Source organism: Halostella sp. PRR32, from assembly GCF_034808085.1.
GTDB lineage: Archaea > Halobacteriota > Halobacteria > Halobacteriales > Natronoarchaeaceae > Halostella > Halostella pelagica.
In genome coordinates, this window is record NZ_JAXHGL010000002.1 from 531,709 (window position 1) to 551,785 (window position 20,077).

Consider the following 20,077-nt stretch of genomic DNA (forward strand, 5'->3'; position numbering starts at 1 on the left):
CGGTGGCCGAGACTTTTTGTCGGGCCGAGCGAAAGAACGGATGTGCCAGAGACGAACGGGTACATGCGGTTCTTCCCGTACGACGAGCCGTACGGCGCACAGCAGGAGGCGATGGACCGCATCTACAACGGGCTATCGCGCCAGCAGGACGTCCTCTTCGAGGGGGCCTGTGGCACCGGCAAGACGCTGTCGGCGCTCGTCCCGGCGCTGGAGTACGCCCGCGAGGAGGACAAGACGGTCGTCATCACGACGAACGTCCACCAGCAGATGCGCCAGTTCGTTACCGAGGCGCGCCAGATCACCCGTCAAGAGCCCATTCAGGCCGTCGTGTTCAAGGGGAAATCGTCGATGTGTCACATCGACGTCGGCTTCGAGGAGTGTCAGGTGCTCCGGGACAACACCTACGAACTCGTCGACGCCGAACGCGACATAGAGCAACTGGAGCGCCGCCAGGAGGAACTACTCGAAGAGAGCCAGGAGGGCGACGAACGCGCGACCGAGGCGCGCTCCGCGGTGATGGACGAACTCGAAAGCGTCGAGGCAGAGGTCGAGGACCTAGAGGAGCAAAACACCTGCGAGCACTACTACAACAACCTCACGCGGGACGACGACGAGTTCTACGGGTGGCTGTTCGAGGACGTGCGCACCCCCGAGGAGATCTACGAGTACGCCCACGAGCGGACGCTCTGCGGCTACGAACTCCTCAAGGACGGCATCGAGGGCGTCGATCTGGTCGTCTGTAACTACCACCACCTGCTCGACCCGGCCATCCGCGAGCAGTTCTTCCGGTGGCTGGACCGCGACCCGGAGGACGTGATCACCGTCTTCGACGAGGCGCACAACATCGAAGGGGCCGCGCGCGACCACGCGACGCGCACGCTCACGGAGAACACTCTCGATCAGGCGCTCGACGAACTCGACGACTGCGACGACGCGCGAGCGCCGGGCGCGGAAAACGTCATCCGGGCGTTCCGGGACGCGCTCGTCGAGACGTACGAGGACTCGTTCGGCTTCGGCAGCGAGGGACGAAGCGCCTCGGGCAACGCGAGCGGGCAGGGCCCGCGAGCGCGGGAGCGCGTCGGTGAGGACTGGGAAGACGTCCCCGTCGCTAACGACGAGGGGCGCGACGATCTCACGCGGGCGTTCCTCCAGCAGTACACCGGCCCGGGCATCGACTCGGACCTGGAGGCCGCCGCGAACCTCGGCCTCGAACTCGACGAGGAGTACGAGGAGGCGTACAAGCGCGGCGAGACGACCACGCGCACCGAGTGCCAGACGCTACAGGCGGCCTCGTTCGTCTCCTCGTGGATCGACGAGGGGACCGAACTCGGCCAGTTCCCCGTGGTCTCGGTCCGCCGCGACTCGGGGACGGAGGAGGTGTACGGTCGCGCGGAACTGTACACCTGCATCCCGCGGGAGGTGACGGGGCAGTTGTTCGACGAGGTGTACGCGAGCGTCCTGATGAGCGCCACGCTTCGCCCGTTCGACGTGAGCGAGGACGTGCTGGGGCTGGAGAGCCCCGTGAGCCTGGCCTACGGACTCCAGTTCCCCGAGGAGAACCGCCGGACGTTCGCCGCCGGGACGCCCGCGCTGTTCGCCAGCGAGCGGGACGACCCCGAGACGCAAGCCACCATCGCGAGCACGCTGTCCGACGCGGTCCGCTTTACGCCGGGCAACACGCTCGCCTTCTTTCCGAGTTACGCCGAGGCCGAGCGGTACGAGGAGTTACTCGACGTGGACGCGACGGTGCTCCGGGACCGGCCGGGCGACTCCGTAGAGGACCTCAGACAGCGGTTCACCGACAGCGACGACGCCGTTTTGCTGACCTCGCTGTGGGGGACGCTCGCCGAGGGCGTGAGCTTCGACGGGGACGACGCACGGACCGTCGCGGTCGTCGGCGTCCCCTACCCGCGCCTCGACGACCGCGCGAAGGCAGTCCAGGACGCCTACGGCGCGGCCTTCGCCGACCGCGGCGAGAACGCGGGCTGGGAGTACGCCGTCGAGATTCCGACCATCCGAAAGACGCGTCAGGCCATCGGCCGAGTCATCCGCTCGCCCGATGACTTCGGCGTCCGCGTGTTGCTCGACAAGCGCTACACCGCCGCTGCGGAGGGGGAGATGGGCAAGTACAGCGTCCACGGAACGTTCCCGAAGGGGGAGCGTGATGAGATGGTCGACGTCACCGCCGAGAAACTAAAATTCGCGATGCTGAACTTCTATCAGGGGCAGGACGCGTACGAGGGCGGGCCGCCGTCTCCGTGATCGGTTGGTGGCCAGCGCGAGAGCGCGACGCTCCGACGCGTCGCGTGCGAGCGGCCGGAACGAAAAAAGGTCGCTACGGAAGACTGACCGTACTCACGGACTCGCCGTACGTTCCGTCCCAGAACTGTAGTTCGGAGACGGTCCATGTCACGGGCTCTATCTCGCGTTCCGCGAGGCGTCGAGCGTCCGCCTCGCTGCCGTCGCGGGCAAGCGTCACGTGCGGGGTGTAGTCGTCGCCTTCGAGCATGTCGACTGCGCCGAATCGCTCGACGAGACGGTCGTGGATCTGGCGGAGACCGGGGCTCTCGACGGTCAGATACACGACCGGAGCCGATCCCTCCGGCGGATCTGAGAAGTAGTCCACGCCGGTCACTGCCGCCTCGAACGCCGGGGCGTCGTTCATCGCGCGCCGGGCCTCGTGCTGCAGGGAGGCGACGTGGTCAGGATCGCCGAAGCGTTTCACCAGCAGCGAGTGGTGTTCCCGGATGCGGTCGAACCCGACGAGGGAGGGATGCAGGTCGGACGCGATCCGGGCAACTCGCCCGGGGACCGGGGCGTTGATGCTGAACACGGCGGTGCTAGGGGGCGGCGTGGCAAGAGGATGGCGGTCGATCTCGACACCAGTGCCGCGCGTTAGAGTCGGTCGAGCAACCAGAGTACGATCAGCGCCAGGATGACCAGACTGACCAGCGGGCGGAGGGGACCGAGGAGAGACATGACACCGTCGACGATGAGCCCCAGGATTTCCAGAACGAGCAGCAGCGCCACTAGAACGAGCACCACCTTCAGGAGCGTCTCCACCCCGAGGTCACCACGGTTGTCGAACATATTTGATTAAATCAGAGCACGCGCATAAATATCCTGTGGCTTCTGCGGGGACACGACTCGGTGGTAAGACCTTTCACCCCTAGGAGCCACCGTTCGGCAGAATGCGAGAGAGGACACGAGGGGCACTCGCGGTCAGTCTCGTTGCCCTGCTGATCACGGTTTCCCTCGCTTCCAGCGCCGGAGCCGCCGGTTCCGCCTCGGGTGCCGTCGGGACTGTCGCGGGCGGCGCTGGCTCCGAGCACCAGTCAGCCAACCCGGACCCGGAGGTCGCCGCCGCCCAGGAGGTCGAAACCGATGAGATACGCCTGCTCGTTTCGGTCGACGAGAACGGGACGGCGACGTGGGAGATGCAGTACTGGACGCGCCTCGACGACGACAACACGACGCAGGCGTTCGAGGACCTGCAACGGGACGTGGAGGCGAACCCCGACAACTACACCGCGCGCTTTCGCGACCGGATAACACGCACCGTCCGGTCGGCCGAAAACGAAACCGGTCGCGAAATGGCGGTACGCGACGTGAGAATCGGCACCGAGACGCGCTCGATCCCGCAGGAGTACGGCGTGATAACGTACACGTTCGACTGGGAGAACTTCGCCGCCGTCGACGGCGACCGGATCCTGGTCGGCGACGCGATCCGCGGGTTCTTCCTGAGCAGCGAAACCCGTCTGACTGTCGAGTGGCCCGACGGCTACGAGGTCGAGTCCATCTCGCCGGATACCGACAACAGCGGCGACACCTCGGTCGGCTGGCGCGGGACCCAGACCGACTTCACTTCCGACGAACCGAGCCTGGTTCTCGCGCCCGCGGACGGCGGCCAAGGCGGCAGTGGCGACGGGGACGGGTCCGCCGGTTCCGGAAACGGGACCGACCCGCTGCTCGCGGCGCTCGTCGTCGTCGGTGTCGCCGCGATAGCGGGTCTGGCGTATTGGGCACGGAGTCGCGGAAGCGGTGCGGCCGGGGCGGCAGAGACGAGCGACGGGTCGACCGAGGAGGCTGGCGCGACGGCCGGTCAGGCCGGCGGCGATGCGGACGACGACGGTCCGCCGCCGGAACTGCTGAGCAACGAAGAGCGCGTCCTGCGGCTGCTCGAACAGCGCGACGGACGGATGAAACAGCAGGAGGTGGTCACGGCGCTCGACTGGACGGAGGCCAAAACCAGCCAGGTGGTCGGCGACCTGCGAGACGAGGGGAAAATAGAGAGCTTCCGCCTCGGCCGGGAGAACGTTCTCTCGCTCCCCGACGAAACCGACGAAATATGACCGGGCAGGGCAGTCACGCGATTCGCACCCGTACCTTCGGAGGAACCGCACGACGTAGCCGGGATCGAAACCGCGTGAATTCGAATTAATCGTCGTTGATCGGGATTGAGAGCCTATCGTTTATATGAGAGTAGAGCGGTACAGTAGTGATACGATGCGTCGCAAGACCCTGGTTGCACTCGCCCTCCTCGTCCTCGCTCTGGTGGTAGCTCCGGCCGCCGCCATGGCCGGTGGAAGCGCTGGCACACCGGTTCAGAGCAACGAATCGAACGATTCGGTCGCACCCGGCGAACGACTCGCCGGCGTCGTCGGCGTTCAGGCCGCCGAAATCGACGGCGAGATGGAAGAGCGGACCTTTCAGCTCCGCGTCAGCGGCGCGGGGAGCAATACCGCCCGTGCCGCAGTCGTTACCGGGCGGATAACCGACATCGAGACCCGCCTCGAAGAACTCGAAGAGCGTCGCTCCGAACTCCGGAAAGCACGGGCGAACGGGTCCATAACCGAAGGCGAATACCGTGCACGGATGGCCCAGATCGTCGCGGAGGCCCGGACGGTCGAGCGGATGGCGAACGCGAGCGAGAACGCCCGCACTGACGACACCATCGGCGTACTCGATCAGAACGGCGGAGACGCGGTTCAGTCGCTCCGTACCCGAGCCAAGGACCTGAGCGGCGGCGAGGCGGCCGATATGGCACGCTCTATCGCCGGCGAGAACGCTGGCAAACCGATAGCCGCCGACCGCGGTTTTAGCGCAACGAACGGCTCCGATAGCCGCAGTACCGACGCCGCGAACGGTTCTAACGGACGCGACGCTGACGGGACGAACGACAGTGACCCCGAAGCCGTAAATGTGACCGGGAGCGTTGAAACGGCCGGCGAAGACCACGTGACGGATGCGACGAACAGTTCCGAACAAGGAGTCGTTGACGCGGAAAACACCGCTGAGGAACGCGCCGACGGTGCCGCAAACGACAGCGACCGCGGAAGCAGTGTAGACGTAAACGGCGACGCTGAGGCGGCTGGCAGCAATGGTGACGCCGCCGCCACGACTACCGCCGGAGCCATCGAGAACGTGACTCGGAGTGGGTCCGCGGACGGCGAACCCTCCGAGGACGACTCGACCGCCGAATCGTAACTTTTGCCTCGCCGGAAGGGTTTAATAGCCCAGTTCCACTACTGACGGGTACGATGGACTGGACTCGCCGCCGTTCCGCGCTCTCGGACGCCGTGAGCGCCGGGTCCGTCTCCTTCTCTCCGCGACTGCGACCGCGACGACCGGGCCTCTTCTAGGCCCATCATTACTCTCCATTCCGACCGGATTCGAACGAAGTCTTGAGAACTCTTTAGCCCGCCTACGGACGCGTCTGTGCTTTTTATTCACTATCTAAAAGGAAGGATTTAATACCCTCAAGCGGGTCTCTTCGGTTACAGATGGAACGCGTGGCACTCGCCTTCTCAGGCGGATTGGACACGACAGTATGCGTCGGACTACTCGAAGAGGAGTACGGCTACGACGAGGTCGTCGGCGTCACGGTCGACGTCGGCCAGCCCGACGAGGAGTTCGAAGAAGCGGAGGAGACCGCCGACGCGCTCGGCGTCGAACAGTACGTCGTGGACGCACGAGAGGAGTTCGCCACGCTGTGTCTCGACTCGCTGAAAGCGAACGCGACCTATCAGGGCTACCCGCTCGGCACCGCGCTGGCGCGCCCCGTCATCGCGAATGCGATCCTCGAGACAGCGAAGGAACACGACTGCGACGCCGTTGCCCACGGCTGTACCGGAAAGGGCAACGACCAACTACGGTTCGAGGCCGTCTGGCGCGACTCGGAACTCGACGTCATCGCGCCCGTCCGCGAACTCGAACTCACCCGCGAGTGGGAGATGGAGTACGCCGAGGAGCGCGGCCTCCCCGTCGAGAGCGGTAACGAGGGCGACTGGTCCATCGACACGAACCTCTGGAGCCGCTCGGTCGAGGGTGCGAAACTGGAGGACCCGGGATACGTCCCGCCGGAAGAGATCTACGAGTGGACCGACGCGCCCGGTGAGGCCGGCGAGGCCGAACTCGTCGAGATCGAGTTCGAGGACGGCGAACCCGTCGCCGTCGACGGCGAGGAGTACGGCCCCGTCGAACTCATCGAGTACCTCAACGATCTGGCGGGCGCGTACGGCGTCGGTCGCACGGACATGATGGAGGACCGCATGCTCGGTCTCAAGGTCCGCGAGAACTACGAGCACCCCGCCGCGACTGTCCTGCTGAACGCCCACGAGTCGCTCGAAGGTCTCGTGCTCACCCAGGAAGAGCGCGACTTCAAGACGCAGGTCGACCAGCAGTGGTCGAACAAGGCGTACCAGGGCCTGATCGACGCGCCGCTCGTGGGTGCACTCGAAGGGTTCATCGACGAGACGCAGTCCCGCGTCACCGGCACGGTGGCGGTCAAACTGGAAGGCGGGAGCGCCCGTCCGGTCGGTCGCGAGAGCGAGTACGCGGCCTACTCCGAGGACGCCGCCTCGTTCAACACCGAAACCGTCGAGGGCCAGAATATCACCCAGAAGGACGCCACCGGCGTCGCGAAGTATCACGGCTTCCAGGGTCGTCTGGCGAACAAGGTCATCGACGCGCAGGACAAGAAGACGCTCGCCACGGACGGGAGCGGCGACGGGGACGAGTGAGATGACCGAGGGGAACTCAGGCGACGTCGTCCGCCGGGACCGCTTCAGCGGCGGCCCCGCCCGCGAGTTCCTCTCCTCGCTCGACGCCGACCGGCGCATCTTCGACGCCGACCTCGCGGTCGACCGCGCACACGTCGTGATGCTCGCGGAACAGGGGATCGTCGACGACGACACGGCCGGCGAAATCCTCTCCGCGCTGGACGACGTGGAGGACGCCGGCCACGGCGCACTCCCCGAGGGCGAGGACGTCCACGCCGCAATCGAGACGGCGGTCATCGACCGCGTCGGCGAGGAAGGCGGTAAGATGCACACCGCCCGGTCGCGCAACGACGAGGTAGCGGCCTGTATACGCTACCGCCTGCGCGAGGACGCACTGGACGCCGCGGAGGCGACGCTGGGATTCCGCGAGGCCCTGCTGTCGGCGGCCGAGGCCCACGCGAACGCCGTGATGCCCGGCTTCACGCACCTCCAGCCCGCCCAGCCCACGACCGTCGCGCACTGGTTGCTGTCGTACGAATCGGCGGTCGCGCGCGACACCGAGCGCTTACTCGATGCCTACGACCGGGTGAACCGGTCGCCGCTCGGCGCGGCGGCGTTCGCGGGCACGCCGTTCGACATCGACCGCGAACGCACCGCCGAACTGCTCGGGTTCGAGTCGGTCGTCGAGAACTCGATGGACGCGAGTTCCGCCCGCGACTTCCTGCTGGAGACGACGAGCGCGCTCGCGAACCTAGCGACGACGCTGTCGGGCCTCGCCGAGGACCTGATCGTCTTCGCGAACAAGGGCTATGTCGACCTGAGCGACGACTACTCGTCGACCTCGTCGATCATGCCCCAGAAGAAAAACCCCGACACGCTGGAACTCGTCCGCGCGACCGCCGGCGACGCCGCGAGCGGTGTGAACGGCCTGCTGACGACGCTTTCGGGGCTGCCGCGCGCGTACAACCGCGACCTGCAGCGCGCGACGCCGCACGCCTGGGAGACGGTCGACGCCGTCGTCGAGGCGGTGGACGTGGCCGCCGGTGCGGTCGCCACCGCCGACTGGGACGAGGCGGCGCTCGCGGACGCCGCGGGCGAGGGCTTCTCGACGGCGACCGGCGTCGCGGACCTGCTGGCGATGCACGGTCTCCCGTTCCGCACCGCACACGAGATGGTGGCCGTCGCAGCAGAGTCGGGTGCTGATTACGACGCGCTCGACGCCGCCGCCCGCGAGGTGCTCGGCGATTCCCTCGACGGGTACGTCGAACGCGCGGCCGTGGAGGCCGCTCTGGACCCCGCCGAGAGCGTGGCGAGTCGGGACTCGACCGGCGGTCCCGCCGCGACCGCGGTGGCCGACGCGCTCGACGCCGCCGAGGCGACGCTTACCGCCGACACCGAGGCCGTCGAGGCGGAGCGGTCCGCGCTCGCCGACGCCGATGACGCCCTCCGCACGGAGGTGAGCGAGTATGCGTGATCGACCCGTCGGACCGCGACCACTACCGCCGTCCACGGGTGCACCACCGGGAACCCGTGGGCGAGCGACGGCGACGCCGTCGCCGCCGTCCCCGCGAGGGGACAGATAACACATTCCGAAACTGATACTCGGAACGCGATTTCGGCTTGAGCGGATTTTTGAAGCGATTAGAGGAGAGTATGCTTATTTAATTTATCTGGTAAGTTCGAAGGTTTTAAGGTGTACTGGCGTCGAGTAGAGGGTACAATGGCAGAATGCGTTGAGTGTGGGGCGGACGTGGCCCTGCACGACGACCTCGAAGTCGGAGAGATCATCGACTGTACGACCTGCGGTGCGGAGCTCGAAGTGACCGACACCAACCCGCCAGTCCTCCAGAAGGCCCCCGAGCTGGAGGAGGACTGGGGGGAGTAAGGTGACGGACGAGACGACTCTCACCGCAACGCGAACGCGCGGTACGACCCTGACGGCGGCGGATACGAACACGGCAGTTACGGAGGAACACAAATGAACGTCGGAATGCTGTACTCCCGGATCCGCAAGGACGAGAAGCTCCTGCTGTCGGAGCTGCGTGACCGGGACCACGACATCACCAAGATAGACGTCCGGAAACAGCAGTTCAACATCGAGGACGCCCCGGAGGCGTTCGACGACCTGGACATCGTGCTGGACCGCTGTCTGGCGACCAGCAGGAGCCTCTACGTCACGCGGTTCTGCGAGGCGTACGACGTGCCCGTGGTCAACACGCCGGACACCGCGGAAGTGTGTGCGGACAAGGTGAAAAACAGCCTGGCGCTGACCCGCGAGGGGATCCCCACCCCGAACACTGACGTGGCATTCACGAAAGACGCCGCGATGCAGACCATCGAGGAGTTCGGCTACCCCTGCGTCCTGAAGCCGGTCATCGGCTCGTGGGGCCGTCTGATGGCGAAGATAGACGGCAAGTCGGCCGCCGAGGCCATCCTCGAACACAAGGCGACGCTCGGCCACTACGAGCACAAGGTGTTCTACGTCCAGGAGTTCGTCGAGAAGCCCGGCCGCGACATCCGCGTGCTGGCGACCGACGGCGAGCCCGTCGCCGCGATGGTCCGCTCGTCGGACCACTGGCTCACGAATGCGGCCAAGGGGGCCGAAACCGCCGAGTTCGAACTCGACGACGAGGCGAGAGACCTCGTCGAGCGCGCGAGCGACGCCGTCGGCGGCGGCCTGCTCGGCGTCGACCTCATGGAGACCGGAGACAGCTACACCGTCCACGAGGTCAATCACACGGTCGAGTTCAAGGCGCTGAACGACACGACCGACATCGACGTTCCCGGGGCCGTCGTCGACTGGCTCGAAGCCAAGGTCGAGGCCGAACAGGGGAAAGAGGTGACCGCCTGATGGCGGACGAGTCGCTCTCGGCGTCGGTCGTCGGCGGCAGCGGTTTCACCGGCGGCGAGCTACTGCGGCTGATCGACGCGCACTCCGGCCTCGAAATCCAGCAGGCGACGAGTCGGAGCTACGACGGCAAGAGCGTCGGCTCCGTCCACCCGAACCTCCGCGGTACCGACCTGCGCTTCTCCGACCCGGAGGACCTAGAGAGCGTGGACGTGCTCTTTACGGCGACGCCCCACGGCGTCTCGATGGAACAGGTCGACACGTTCCGCGAGGTCGCTGACACCGTCGTCGACCTCTCGGCGGACTTCCGCCTCGACAGCGAGGCGCAGTACGACGAGTGGTACGACGGCCACAGCAGGCCCGAACTGCTCGACGAGGCTGAGTACGCCCTGCCGGAGATCAACCGCGAGAACCTCGCGGGCGCGGACCTGATCGCCTCCGGCGGCTGTAACGCCACGGCGACGATCCTCGGCCTCTACCCGCTGTTCGAACACGGCGTCCTCTCCGGGTCGGAGCAGGTCGTCGTCGACGTGAAAGTCGGCTCCTCGGAGGGCGGCGCTGGCGGCGGCGAGGCGTCCAGCCACCCCGAACGCTCGGGCGTCGTCCGCCCGTACGCGCCGAAGGGCCACCGCCACGAGGCCGAAATCGAGCAGTTCCTCGGCACGTCGGTGTCGTTTACCTGCCACGCCGTGGACATGACCCGCGGCGCGTCGGCGACCTGTCACGTGTTCCCGGACGGCCCCGTCTCGAAGGGAGACCTCTGGGGCGCGTACCGCGAGACCTACGAGGACGAGCCGTTCATGCGCATGGCCGCGGGCGGGTCCGGCGTCTACCGCTATCCGGAACCGAAGGCGGTCGCCGGGACGAACTACGGCGAGGTCGGCTTCGAACTGGACCCCTCGAACAAGCGTGTCGTGGTGTTTTCCGCCATCGACAACATGATGAAAGGCTCCGCGGGCCAGGCGGTCCACGCGGCCAACGTCGCGCTCGGCTTCGAGGAAACGGCGGGCCTGGAGTTCCAGGGACTCCATCCTGTCGGCGCACCCTGATTCGTTTTCATGATTTCCACAGACACGACGGAGGTTTCCGTACCAACATGACGGTAGTAGTCAAGATCGGCGGCGCTCGCGCCGTCGAACCGGAAGGCGCACTGGCAGACGTCGCTCACCTCACGGCCAACGGAGAGGACGTCGTCGTCGTCCACGGCGGGTCGACCGCAGTGGACGAGACGTTAGAAGAACTCGGCGAGGAACCCGAGTACGTCGAGACGCCCGGCGGCGTCGTCGGGCGCTTCACCGACGAGCGGACGATGGAGGTGTTCGAGATGGTGATGCCCGGGAAGCTGAACACGGACCTCGTCGCCTCGCTCCAGAGCGAAGGGGTCGACGCCGTCGGCCTCTCGGGCGTCGACGGGAAACTGCTCACCGGCCCGCGCAAGTCCGCCGTGCGGGTCGTCGAGGACGGCACGAAGAAGATCAAACGCGGGGACCACTCCGGCACGATCGAAGACGTGAACGCCGACCTGCTGGAGACGCTCCTGGCGAGCGGCTACACGCCGGTCGTCACCGTCCCGATGCTGTCGAAAGAGGGCACGCCAGTCAACGCCGACGCGGACCGCGCCGCCGCGGCCGTCGCCGGCGCGCTTGAGGCGGATCTGGTCGTCCTGACCGACGTCGCGGGCATCTACGAGGACCCCGACGACGAGTCGACGGTCATCGACGAGGCCGCGACGCCCGCGGCGTTCGAGCGCGTCGAGGACGCGGCCGAGGGGTTCATGACGAAGAAGGTGATGGCGGCGACCGAGGCGTTAGAGGGCGGCGCGGCCTCGGTCACCGTCGCCGACGCGAACCTCAACGACCCCATCGTCGGCGCGCTCGACGGGCAGGGCACGACGATCACGCCAGGTGCGCTGGCTGACGACGGCGACGCGGACGAGGAGGGGGACGCATGACGGGGTTCGTCTTCTCCGAGAAACCGATCGGGATCGAACGCGGCGACGGCGCGTACGTCTACGGCGACGACGGCACCGAGTATCTCGACATGGGCGCGTCGTACGCCTGCGTCCCCCTCGGTCACGGCCACCCGGCGGTCACCGAGGCCGTCACGGAGCAGTTCGAGAAGCTGACGTTCGTGCAGGCGTCGTACCCCAACGCCGCGCGGACGGCGGCGTACGAGACGCTGGCCGAGACCGCGCCGGACCCCATCGACAAGGTGTGGCTCAGTAACTCCGGCACGGAGGCCAACGAGGCGGCGCTGAAGTTCGCGCGGGCGGCGACGGGCGATTCGAAACTCGTCGCCACGATGCAGGGCTTTCACGGCCGCACGATGGGGTCGCTGGCGACCACCTGGAAGAACAAGTACAAGGACCCGTACGAACCGCTGATCGGCGACGTTGAGTTCGTCCCGTACGACGACACGGAGGCGCTCGACGACGCCGTCGACGAGGATACCGCCGGGTTCATCGTCGAACCCGTCCAGGGCGAGGGCGGGATCAACCCCGCTTCGACCGAGTACCTGCGGGCCGCGCGCGACATCACGGAAGACGCTGGCGCGGCGCTCATCTTCGACGAGGTACAGACTGGGATGGGACGGACCGGCGCGCTGTGGAGCGCCCAGCGCGCGGGCGTCACCCCTGACATGATCACCAGCGCGAAGGGCCTCGCCAACGGCTTCCCGGTCGGTGCGACGCTGTGTCGCGACTGGATCGCCGAGAACTACGGCTCGCACGCCTCGACGTTCTCCGGCGGGCCGGTTATCTCGGCCGCCGCGGGGACCACCGTCTCGACTATCGTCGACGAGGGGATCCCGGAACACGCCGCGGCGATGGGCGAGTACCTCCACGCCGAACTCGACGCGGCCGTCGGCGACGAGGTCCGCGAGATCCGCAGCGAGGGCCTGATGGTCGGCGTCGAGGTCGGCCGCGGTGCGAACCGCGCGCTGAAGGAACTCGCGCTGAACCACGACGTGCTTGCGCTGCCGGCGGGTCGGACCGTCGTGCGCCTGCTCCCGCCGCTGACCATCGGCGAAGCGGAGGTCGACCACGTGGTCGACGCGCTGGCGGAGGTCGTGGAATGAGCGCGACCGCGACCGTCTCGGACGACGAGGCCCGCGAACTGCTCGTCGACCTCGTGTCGATCCCCTCACCCACAGGCGAGGAGGCGGCGGCGGCCCAGCGTCTCGCCGACTTCTTCGAGGCCCACGACCGCGAGGTGTGGATCGACGAGGTGGGTAACGTCCGCGCCCCCGCCGACGACGCGGTGTTGCTGACCTCGCACATCGACACCGTGCCCGGAGAGATCCCGGTCGAAGTGGACGACGACGACCAGTTGTGGGGCCGCGGCTCCGTCGACGCGACCGGCCCGCTCGCGGCGATGGCCGCCGCGGCGGTGCGTGCCGGCGTCTCGTTCGTCGGCGTCGTCGGCGAGGAGACCGACTCCCGGGGAGCGCGTCACCTGATCGCCGACCGCGACGCGCCCGAAGCCGTCGTCAACGGCGAACCCAGCGGCTGGGACGGGATCACGCTTGGCTACCGTGGCTTTCTCGCCGGCACGTATCTCGCGACCAGCGAGTCCGGCCACACCTCCCGGCCCGAACCGAACGCCATTCAGGACGCGATCCGCTGGTGGTCCCGCGTCGAAGACGCGTTCGACCCGGACGAAAGTAGCGTTGCGCCCGAGGCGCAACGAGATGAAGACGGTGAAACCGCCGAAATACCCGTCTTCGAACAGGTGACGACGAAGCCGGTCAGCGTCGAGGGCGGGTTCACCGCGGACGGCCTCTCGGTCGAGGCGACGATGGACGTTCAGTTGCGGATCCCGCCGAACAGGACCGCGGAGGGTATCAGAGAGATCGCGGAGAGCGAGCTATACGGTCGCTCGAACACGTCGAGCGGACAAGACCCGCGGGACGGCGAGCTAGAGACGGGCACGGTCACGTGGGAGGAGCCCACTCCGCCGGTGATGGAGAACCCCCGGAACGAGGTCGCACGGGCGTTTCGAGCCGCGATCCGAGGCGAGGAGGGCGACCCCCGCCTCCTGCGGAAAACCGGGACGAGCGACATGAACCTCTACGCGCAAGCCTGGGACTGTCCGATGGCGACGTACGGACCCGGCGACTCCGACCTTGACCACGCACCGAACGAACATCTCGACCTCGGCGAGTTCGAGCGCTCGATCGCCGTGCTCGAACGCGTCGCGAACCGCCTGCAAGCATGACCAGACACTACCTCGACGTCGACGATCTGACGCCCGACGAACTGGAGTCCGTCCTCGACAGGGGGGCGGAGTACAAAGAGCTGCTGAACGCCGGTGAATCCCACCGGGACCTGCAAGAGCGGACGCTCGGCATGCTGTTCCAGAAACCCTCGACTCGGACTCGTGTCTCGTTCGAGACGGGGATGACGCAACTGGGCGGCCACGCCGTCTTCCTCGGCGAGAACGACATCCAACTCGGCCGCGGCGAACCGCTCAAGGACACGTCGCGAGCGCTGTCACGGTACGTCGACGTGCTGATGGCCCGCGTGTTCAAACACGCCAACGCCGAGGTGCTCGCCGAGTACTCCGACGTTCCCGTCATCAACGGCCTCACCGACGACGCCCACCCCTGCCAGACGCTCGCCGACCTGCTGACGATCCGGGAGACGAAAGACGGGTTCGACGACGTCTCGGCTACCTGGGTCGGCGACGGGAACAACGTCGCCCAGTCGTTCGCTATCGGGTGCGCGCTGGCAGACGTCGACCTCACCGTCGCCACACCCCCGGGCTACGGCATCGACGACGACGTGGTCGAACGAGCCCGTGAACTCGGCGGCGACCCGACAGTCACACACGACCCGGTCGCAGCCGTCGAGGACGCCGACATCATCTACACGGACGTGTGGATCAGCATGGGACAGGAGGACGAACGCGACGTCCGAATGAACGATTTCGAGGGGTTTCAGGTCCGTGCGGACCTGCTGGACCACGCAGCTCCCGACGCGTCCGTGATGCACTGTCTGCCCGCTCACCGCGGCGAGGAGATCACCGACGACGTCATCGAGAGCGACCGTTCGGTCGTGTGGCAGCAGGCGGAAAACCGGATGCACGCCCAGAAAGGCCTGCTCGCCTGGTTGCTGGAGAACTGACTGCCGGACGGTCGCGGTCGCGAACGGACTCGTGAGACAGAGTGTACCGCCGCTCACTCTTCAGTTCCGTTGACGCGTGAGATCATGTAGGGGCTCACGAGAGCGATTCCGAGGATAGCGAACAGCACGGGGCTCCCCTGGCCGAACGGAGTCGGCCACGATCCGAGCGTATCTTCGATCACGAACGATAAAACTGCGACGCCGAACGTCAAACATCCGACGACGAGAGACGCCTTTGGAGATGATCCGACCATTGCGCTTCCGGGTACGTCACAGCCGTGGTTAACCACCACCCCGAAACAGAGAGGTATGCTCTCCGCGGTCGCCGGTCGTCAGGGTGAACAGTAGCCCCGTCAGACCGCCGTAGATGACGTGACCCAAAAGCGGCATGACGCCCAGAAACGGGAGTTCCGGCGCGTTGGGGACGCCGACGCTGTTCAGCCACAGCGGCCAGAGAAAGACGATGTTTATCCCCCAGAGAAGGACTCCGAAGGCGAGACCCTGCCCGGCGTTCGTCAACGGATTGCGACCCCACGACCGGAGCGGTTCGCGGTCGATGACCAGTCCGAACAGACCGCCGAAGAGCGCACTGTGAAAGACGTGTGCGACCCATCCAGCGGAGAGACTCGGTTCGCCCAGCGTGTACATCGCACCGATCGCGGTCATCCGTTCGAGTCGGAACTGTATCAGCAATCCGAACACGAGACCGGCGATAACGCCGGTAATAGCACCGTATAGTACGTAGGAGTTGTTGCGCTCCGGTTTCGGCATCGTCCGGTCCGTCTTCGACATACGGGAGGATGTGTCGTGTAGTTTAAATTAGTATCTCGCTAATGTGTCGTATCCGCACAGAAGAAAAACGCGTCGGGTACGGCACTCCGTCAGCGTAGCAGCGGGTACACAACCCCCAGAACTACGCCGTACGCGACGTGACCGACGAGGCTCATCGGATTGAAGTTGGGAACGGCCGGAGCCATACCGAAGCCGACAGCGTCCAGCCAGATCGGCATCACGATCGCGGCGAGGACGACCCACAGGACGACGCCATACGCGATTCCGAGGGCGGCACTCGTCCCGGGGCTGTCGGCGTACTCGCGGAAAGCGCCGGCGCTAGCGATAGCGGCGAAGACGACGCCGAGGACGGCCGAGTTCGACATGTGGATCACCCACCCTGCGAGTCCGCCGGAGAGCCCCCACAGTGCGGGAATGGCGTTTTCGATGACCGGCGTCATCTGCATCGTCAGCATGATACCCATCACGAACCCCCCGGCGAGACCGCCGAGGACGCCCGCCTGCCACGTTTCGAGCCGTGTTCTGGTGTCAGTTCGACGGTCGGTGGAAGTCTCCTGTGCCATGGTAATTGTTCGCATTGTCGTCCGTATAGAGATATCTCGGCGCGGCGTCACGGACGCACAGGTGCGTAGCTCTTATCCATGGTAACGTCTAACTCGGCCGGAGCCGAAAACACTCAATAGCGCCGGGTCGAAACTCGACATACCCGAGATGAACGACCCACTGCGTGCCACCGCCGGCGAACTCGACGCCGACGTGATCCTCGATGTGCTGAACGACGGCGGTCGCGTCATCATCGAAACGGAGGTGCTCGGCTCGGAGTACGAGGTGACGTTACGTCACGACGGCACGGTGTACTACTGCGACACGCCCACGACGTTGCACAAACATGAAGCGGAAGCTGAGATGCGCAAGTGCATCAAGAACCAGGGGTACATCAAAACCATAGACTGATACTGTCGAACGGAACTGCGAGACGATAGTCGACACTCCAGTCGAAAGTCGTCACAGGCCTCCGTCCGGCAGGATGAGTCATCGCTTTTAACCCCTCACCGCTCGAACGTCTGCCTATGGCGGATTCCGAACCGGCCGGGGAGATGGGGGAGCTAATGGAGACGGCGGATCCATCGTTCTCCGAGGTGATGACCTGTGTGTTCGGCATCCAGGCCCACGAGACACGGACGTATCTGACACTGCTCGACCACCCCGGAAGCACCGTCGAGGAACTCGCGACGGAACTGGACCGCGACCGGAGCAACGTCAACCGCTCGCTGACCACGCTAATGGAGAAAGGACTCGTCGACCGGGAGCGTCGCTTGCTCGACCCCGGCGGATACGTCTACCAGTACACCGCGAAACCGCTCCCCGAGGCCAAGTCGATGCTCCATGCCGCGCTCGACGACTGGGCCGAGATCGTCCACGGCGTCATCGACGAGTTCGGGGACGATTGAGGTACATCGCAGTTCAGTTGGATTCTTTTCACCAGCCTCGAAGCGTTTTTAACCCCGCCGTGTGAGGATGCCGCACGATGGTCGAGATCAGCGAATCGGGGGAGACGGAACCGCCGACAGGGTGGCCGCGCTACGAGGCTGGCCAGGTCCGCGTGATGCTGTTCGGCACGTACCACATGGACAGTCCGGGACTTGACGAGGTGAACGTCGACGCGGACGACGTGCTCGCACCGGAGCGCCAGGAGGGTCTCCGGGACCTGACCGGTCGGCTCGGACGGTGGAACCCGGAACGAGTCGCCGTCGAGCGACCGTACGACCGGACCGAAGACCTGAACGACCTGTTCGACGCCTACCAGTCCAGTGAGTACGCCTACGACCAAGAAGTAGAGATAGATCCGCTACACCCGCGGCGGAACGAGCCAACGACCGAGTGCCGGAGCGAAGTCGTGCAGGTCGGCTTTCGGCTGGCCGACCAGTTAGGTCACGACCGAGTGTATCCCGTGGACGCCCCGGCCTCGCTCGGTAACGACGGGCTGACAGCGCTCGAAGAACGCGACTTCGAACCGGAGACGAAGGCGTCGTTCTCGCTCCGGGACCCCGAAACTATCGAGCGCGAACTGAACGAGCGCCTCCGGGAGTCGACGCTCGTCGAGTACCACCGATATCTGAACGGAGAAGAGCATCTGGCGATCAACCAGCGCGGTATGTTCGGGACCTACCTGCGCTACGGCGAGGGCGAGAACTTCGGCGGGCCGCGGGCGCTCTCGACCTGGTACGACCGGAACATCCGCATCGCACACAACCTGTGGCGGGCGGTAGAGGCGGGCGACGAACGCGTGCTGCTGATCATCGGAAGCGGCCACGTCCGCGTCCTCCGACACCTTCTGGACGAAGCGCCGATGTTCTGCCCGACGAGTCCGCTCCCGTATCTCTGAGTCGCGAGCGGGGCCAGTTTCGCGCAGAGCGGGCAGTTTTTCCCGGCCCGGATCCTTGAAGCCGGTAATGAGCTCCATGACGCTCGCTGCCGAGCAGGACGCCGCCCCCGAAGACGCCGAGGACGGCGTCTGGCTGGCGTGTATCGAATGCGGCGCGACGTTCGCGCCGTTCGACGCGGTCCGGTACCGCTGCGACGACTGCGACGGACTGCTGGAGGCGCGCTACGCCGACCCGCCGACGTTCGAGGACTTCGAGGGCGAAGGAGTATGGCGCTACAGCGCCGCGCTCCCGTTCGACGAGGGCGTGACCCTTCCCGAAGGGAACACGCCCCTTCATTACGTCCCGCGGCTGGAGGAATCGGTCGGCGTCAACACCCTCCGCGTCAAGCACGAGGGGATGAACCCGACGGGGAGTTTCAAGGACCGTGGAATGACCGTCGGCGTCCGCGTCGCCGAGAAACTCGGCGTCGACCGCCTCGCCTGCGCCTCGACCGGGAACACCAGCGCCGCGCTGGCCGCCTACGGCGCTCGCGCCGGTCTTGAGACCCTCGTCCTCCTACCCGCTGGCAAGGTCGCCGCGGGCAAGGTCGCCCAGGCGAGTCTCCACGGAGCCCGCATTCTCGAAGTCGACGGCAACTTCGACGCCTGTCTCGACATCGTACAGGACCTCGCCGAGCGCGGCGAGGCGTACCTGCTGAACTCGCTGAACCCGTTCCGCCTGGAGGGTCAGAAGACGATCGGTCTCGAAATCTTAGAGGAGTTCCACGCGGACGAAGGGCGCTACCCCGACCGCATCGTCCTACCGGTCGGCAACGCCGGCAACACTGCGGCGCTTTTCAAGTGCTTCCGCGAACTCGTCCGGAGCGGCCAACTCGACGCCGACGAGGTGCCAAAGCTCACCGGCGTCCAAGCCGAGGGCGCGGCCCCGATGGTCGAGGCCGTCGAGAACGGGTGGGACCACACCGAGCGCTGGGACGAGGTCGAAACCCGCGCGACGGCCATCCGCATCGGCAATCCCGTCAACGCGCCCAAGGCACTGCCGGGCATCCGCGAGACGGGCGGCACTGCGGTCGCCGTTTCCGACGAGGAGATCACGGACGCCCAGCGCTCGCTCGCCGCGGAGGGTGTCGGCGTCGAGCCCGCCTCCGCCGCCTCCGTCGCCGGGCTACGGAAACTCCGCGACCGGGGCGTCGTCGGCGACGACGAGGACGTGGTCTGTCTCACGACCGGCCACCTGCTGAAAGACCCCGACGCCGCGGCAGAGGCAGGCGGCGACCCGGAACCCGTTCCGAACGACACGGACGCAGTTCTCGAACACCTCGGCAACTAGATCGTCGTCATACGGGCGACAGACGCCCGTCTGCCGGGTTATTTTGGGAGAGCGTCTCGTAGAGATGTGCGCATGGCGACCAATCAGTCCACCCCTCCCGAACAGTCTCCCCCGCGCTCGAGCGGCGACTGCGCCGCCGTCGACCACGCCGACGGCGAATCCGCCCGCATCGCCGACTTACGGGCCGAGATTAACGACCTCGAAGCGGAACTCGAACGCGAGCGGCGGCGACGACAGTCGGTGATACAGCGGTACGAACGTCTCCTCGACGAGCGAGGGTGCGAGGCGGACGGAGAGCAAGAAGAGACCGGCCGAGCGTTCGGCGAGTTACTCAGCCGCCTGCGCTGAGCCGGCTCCACAGACGCTTTCCATCCGGCCGCGGACCCCACCGCCGCTTCGGTAGGACGTTACTTCGACCAGTAGTAAACGAACGAACATTCGGACGGCACTGCGTTAAGCGACTGTTTGTGTCGCTCACACTGACGACGGACGAGCCACTCAACTATCAGAACGTCAACTATCCAGAAGTTGTCGATAATGCGACTTCTTCGAACCGCCTACGTTGATATTCAACAGCAATTAGCCACCTGTGTTCAGG

Annotated in this window: 22 protein-coding genes; 17 read left to right on the top strand and 5 right to left on the bottom strand. The window is 66.2% G+C overall.

The genetic code is table 11. The features are described from left to right. Nucleotides 1-42 precede the first annotated feature (42 nt). The gene (locus SM753_RS07955) at nucleotides 43-2,262 is read left to right on the top strand and encodes an ATP-dependent DNA helicase (protein WP_369335334.1); all 2,220 of its coding nucleotides are present in this window, start codon (nucleotides 43-45) and stop codon (nucleotides 2,260-2,262) included. A 73-nt stretch (nucleotides 2,263-2,335) separates the two neighbouring features. Here the strand turns inward: SM753_RS07955 and SM753_RS07960 are convergent, their stop codons facing one another. Further along, nucleotides 2,336-2,833 (bottom strand): 2'-5' RNA ligase family protein, encoded by a 498-nt coding sequence (locus SM753_RS07960; protein WP_323191180.1) that lies wholly within the window; start codon nucleotides 2,831-2,833, stop codon nucleotides 2,336-2,338. A 62-nt stretch (nucleotides 2,834-2,895) separates the two neighbouring features. Then, entirely contained in the window at nucleotides 2,896-3,090 is a 195-nt protein-coding gene (locus tag SM753_RS07965) for a hypothetical protein (RefSeq protein ID WP_323191181.1), read from the bottom strand. Nucleotides 3,091-3,191: 101 nt separating this feature from the next. On the opposite strand from SM753_RS07965, the gene SM753_RS07970 reads away from it, so the two are divergent. The 11 genes from SM753_RS07970 to argF all read left to right on the top strand — a co-directional run bounded on the left by SM753_RS07970 (nucleotide 3,192) and on the right by argF (nucleotide 14,971). After that, entirely contained in the window at nucleotides 3,192-4,352 is a 1,161-nt protein-coding gene (locus tag SM753_RS07970; protein ID WP_323191182.1) for a hypothetical protein, read from the top strand. A 154-nt stretch (nucleotides 4,353-4,506) separates the two neighbouring features. Next, the gene (locus tag SM753_RS07975) at nucleotides 4,507-5,487 is read left to right on the top strand and encodes a hypothetical protein (RefSeq protein WP_323191183.1); all 981 of its coding nucleotides are present in this window, start codon (nucleotides 4,507-4,509) and stop codon (nucleotides 5,485-5,487) included. Between the two features lie 296 nt (nucleotides 5,488-5,783). Further along, on the top strand, nucleotides 5,784-7,022 hold the full coding sequence (locus SM753_RS07980) for an argininosuccinate synthase (RefSeq protein WP_323191184.1): 1,239 nt from the start codon (nucleotides 5,784-5,786) through the stop codon (nucleotides 7,020-7,022). 1 nt (nucleotide 7,023) lies between these two features. Then, nucleotides 7,024-8,475 (top strand): argininosuccinate lyase, encoded by a 1,452-nt coding sequence (gene argH, locus SM753_RS07985; protein WP_323191185.1) that lies wholly within the window; start codon nucleotides 7,024-7,026, stop codon nucleotides 8,473-8,475. Nucleotides 8,476-8,721: 246 nt separating this feature from the next. Then, nucleotides 8,722-8,886: a lysine biosynthesis protein LysW gene (gene lysW / locus SM753_RS07990; protein WP_135535056.1), complete on the top strand. Its 165-nt coding sequence runs from the start codon at nucleotides 8,722-8,724 to the stop codon at nucleotides 8,884-8,886. A 93-nt stretch (nucleotides 8,887-8,979) separates the two neighbouring features. Next, nucleotides 8,980-9,852: a lysine biosynthesis protein LysX gene (gene lysX / locus SM753_RS07995; protein ID WP_138798421.1), complete on the top strand. Its 873-nt coding sequence runs from the start codon at nucleotides 8,980-8,982 to the stop codon at nucleotides 9,850-9,852. Next, complete coding sequence (gene argC / locus SM753_RS08000; protein WP_138798422.1) at nucleotides 9,852-10,898, top strand: N-acetyl-gamma-glutamyl-phosphate reductase; 1,047 nt, start codon at nucleotides 9,852-9,854, stop codon at nucleotides 10,896-10,898. The genes lysX and argC overlap by 1 nt, the downstream gene beginning before the upstream one ends. A 47-nt stretch (nucleotides 10,899-10,945) precedes the next feature. After that, nucleotides 10,946-11,800 (top strand): acetylglutamate/acetylaminoadipate kinase, encoded by an 855-nt coding sequence (locus SM753_RS08005; RefSeq protein WP_323191186.1) that lies wholly within the window; start codon nucleotides 10,946-10,948, stop codon nucleotides 11,798-11,800. Further along, nucleotides 11,797-12,924 (top strand): aspartate aminotransferase family protein, encoded by a 1,128-nt coding sequence (locus tag SM753_RS08010; protein ID WP_323191187.1) that lies wholly within the window; start codon nucleotides 11,797-11,799, stop codon nucleotides 12,922-12,924. The genes SM753_RS08005 and SM753_RS08010 overlap by 4 nt, the downstream gene beginning before the upstream one ends. Next, nucleotides 12,921-14,063, top strand: coding sequence for a [LysW]-lysine hydrolase (locus SM753_RS08015; protein WP_323191188.1), 1,143 nt, complete (start codon nucleotides 12,921-12,923; stop codon nucleotides 14,061-14,063). Before SM753_RS08010 ends, SM753_RS08015 begins: the two co-directional genes overlap by 4 nt. Next, nucleotides 14,060-14,971 (top strand): ornithine carbamoyltransferase, encoded by a 912-nt coding sequence (gene argF / locus SM753_RS08020; RefSeq protein ID WP_323191189.1) that lies wholly within the window; start codon nucleotides 14,060-14,062, stop codon nucleotides 14,969-14,971. Before SM753_RS08015 ends, argF begins: the two co-directional genes overlap by 4 nt. Before the next feature lie 53 nt (nucleotides 14,972-15,024). On the opposite strand, the gene SM753_RS08025 is transcribed toward argF, so the two are convergent. From SM753_RS08025 to SM753_RS08035, 3 genes are all read right to left on the bottom strand, one after another. Then, entirely contained in the window at nucleotides 15,025-15,225 is a 201-nt protein-coding gene (locus tag SM753_RS08025) for a hypothetical protein (RefSeq protein ID WP_323191190.1), read from the bottom strand. Between the two features lie 28 nt (nucleotides 15,226-15,253). Further along, nucleotides 15,254-15,763: a hypothetical protein gene (locus SM753_RS08030; protein WP_323191191.1), complete on the bottom strand. Its 510-nt coding sequence runs from the start codon at nucleotides 15,761-15,763 to the stop codon at nucleotides 15,254-15,256. 89 nt (nucleotides 15,764-15,852) lie between these two features. Then, nucleotides 15,853-16,326 carry a histidine kinase gene (locus SM753_RS08035; protein ID WP_323191192.1) on the bottom strand — a complete coding sequence of 158 codons (474 nt, stop codon included), beginning with the start codon at nucleotides 16,324-16,326 and terminating at the stop codon, nucleotides 15,853-15,855. Nucleotides 16,327-16,474: 148 nt separating this feature from the next. Here SM753_RS08035 and SM753_RS08040 point away from each other — a divergent pair, with 148 nt between their 5' ends. From SM753_RS08040 to SM753_RS08060, 5 genes are all read left to right on the top strand, one after another. Beyond that, on the top strand, nucleotides 16,475-16,717 hold the full coding sequence (locus SM753_RS08040; RefSeq protein ID WP_135535065.1) for a hypothetical protein: 243 nt from the start codon (nucleotides 16,475-16,477) through the stop codon (nucleotides 16,715-16,717). A 116-nt stretch (nucleotides 16,718-16,833) separates the two neighbouring features. Beyond that, the gene (locus tag SM753_RS08045) at nucleotides 16,834-17,214 is read left to right on the top strand and encodes a helix-turn-helix domain-containing protein (protein WP_135535066.1); all 381 of its coding nucleotides are present in this window, start codon (nucleotides 16,834-16,836) and stop codon (nucleotides 17,212-17,214) included. A 77-nt stretch (nucleotides 17,215-17,291) separates the two neighbouring features. Beyond that, complete coding sequence (locus tag SM753_RS08050) at nucleotides 17,292-18,149, top strand: DUF5694 domain-containing protein (protein WP_323191193.1); 858 nt, start codon at nucleotides 17,292-17,294, stop codon at nucleotides 18,147-18,149. A 76-nt stretch (nucleotides 18,150-18,225) separates the two neighbouring features. Then, nucleotides 18,226-19,479: a threonine synthase gene (gene thrC, locus SM753_RS08055; RefSeq protein WP_369335345.1), complete on the top strand. Its 1,254-nt coding sequence runs from the start codon at nucleotides 18,226-18,228 to the stop codon at nucleotides 19,477-19,479. A 72-nt stretch (nucleotides 19,480-19,551) separates the two neighbouring features. After that, nucleotides 19,552-19,827, top strand: a complete 276-nt coding sequence (locus tag SM753_RS08060; RefSeq protein WP_323191195.1) for a hypothetical protein — start codon at nucleotides 19,552-19,554, stop codon at nucleotides 19,825-19,827. The last annotated feature ends 250 nt before the right edge of the window (nucleotides 19,828-20,077 follow it).

Coding starts and splice junctions, on each gene's coding strand:
- SM753_RS07965 (WP_323191181.1), bottom strand. CDS start 3,090: ATGTTCGACAACCGTGGTGACCTCGGGGTGGAGACGCTCCTGAAGGTG.
- SM753_RS07970 (WP_323191182.1), top strand. CDS start 3,192: ATGCGAGAGAGGACACGAGGGGCACTCGCGGTCAGTCTCGTTGCCCTG.
- SM753_RS07975 (WP_323191183.1), top strand. CDS start 4,507: ATGCGTCGCAAGACCCTGGTTGCACTCGCCCTCCTCGTCCTCGCTCTG.
- SM753_RS07980 (WP_323191184.1), top strand. CDS start 5,784: ATGGAACGCGTGGCACTCGCCTTCTCAGGCGGATTGGACACGACAGTA.
- argH (WP_323191185.1), top strand. CDS start 7,024: ATGACCGAGGGGAACTCAGGCGACGTCGTCCGCCGGGACCGCTTCAGC.
- lysW (WP_135535056.1), top strand. CDS start 8,722: ATGGCAGAATGCGTTGAGTGTGGGGCGGACGTGGCCCTGCACGACGAC.
- lysX (WP_138798421.1), top strand. CDS start 8,980: ATGAACGTCGGAATGCTGTACTCCCGGATCCGCAAGGACGAGAAGCTC.
- argC (WP_138798422.1), top strand. CDS start 9,852: ATGGCGGACGAGTCGCTCTCGGCGTCGGTCGTCGGCGGCAGCGGTTTC.
- SM753_RS08005 (WP_323191186.1), top strand. CDS start 10,946: ATGACGGTAGTAGTCAAGATCGGCGGCGCTCGCGCCGTCGAACCGGAA.
- SM753_RS08010 (WP_323191187.1), top strand. CDS start 11,797: ATGACGGGGTTCGTCTTCTCCGAGAAACCGATCGGGATCGAACGCGGC.
- SM753_RS08015 (WP_323191188.1), top strand. CDS start 12,921: ATGAGCGCGACCGCGACCGTCTCGGACGACGAGGCCCGCGAACTGCTC.
- argF (WP_323191189.1), top strand. CDS start 14,060: ATGACCAGACACTACCTCGACGTCGACGATCTGACGCCCGACGAACTG.
- SM753_RS08025 (WP_323191190.1), bottom strand. CDS start 15,225: ATGGTCGGATCATCTCCAAAGGCGTCTCTCGTCGTCGGATGTTTGACG.
- SM753_RS08030 (WP_323191191.1), bottom strand. CDS start 15,763: ATGTCGAAGACGGACCGGACGATGCCGAAACCGGAGCGCAACAACTCC.
- SM753_RS08035 (WP_323191192.1), bottom strand. CDS start 16,326: ATGGCACAGGAGACTTCCACCGACCGTCGAACTGACACCAGAACACGG.
- SM753_RS08040 (WP_135535065.1), top strand. CDS start 16,475: ATGAACGACCCACTGCGTGCCACCGCCGGCGAACTCGACGCCGACGTG.
- SM753_RS08045 (WP_135535066.1), top strand. CDS start 16,834: ATGGCGGATTCCGAACCGGCCGGGGAGATGGGGGAGCTAATGGAGACG.
- SM753_RS08050 (WP_323191193.1), top strand. CDS start 17,292: ATGGTCGAGATCAGCGAATCGGGGGAGACGGAACCGCCGACAGGGTGG.
- thrC (WP_369335345.1), top strand. CDS start 18,226: ATGACGCTCGCTGCCGAGCAGGACGCCGCCCCCGAAGACGCCGAGGAC.
- SM753_RS08060 (WP_323191195.1), top strand. CDS start 19,552: ATGGCGACCAATCAGTCCACCCCTCCCGAACAGTCTCCCCCGCGCTCG.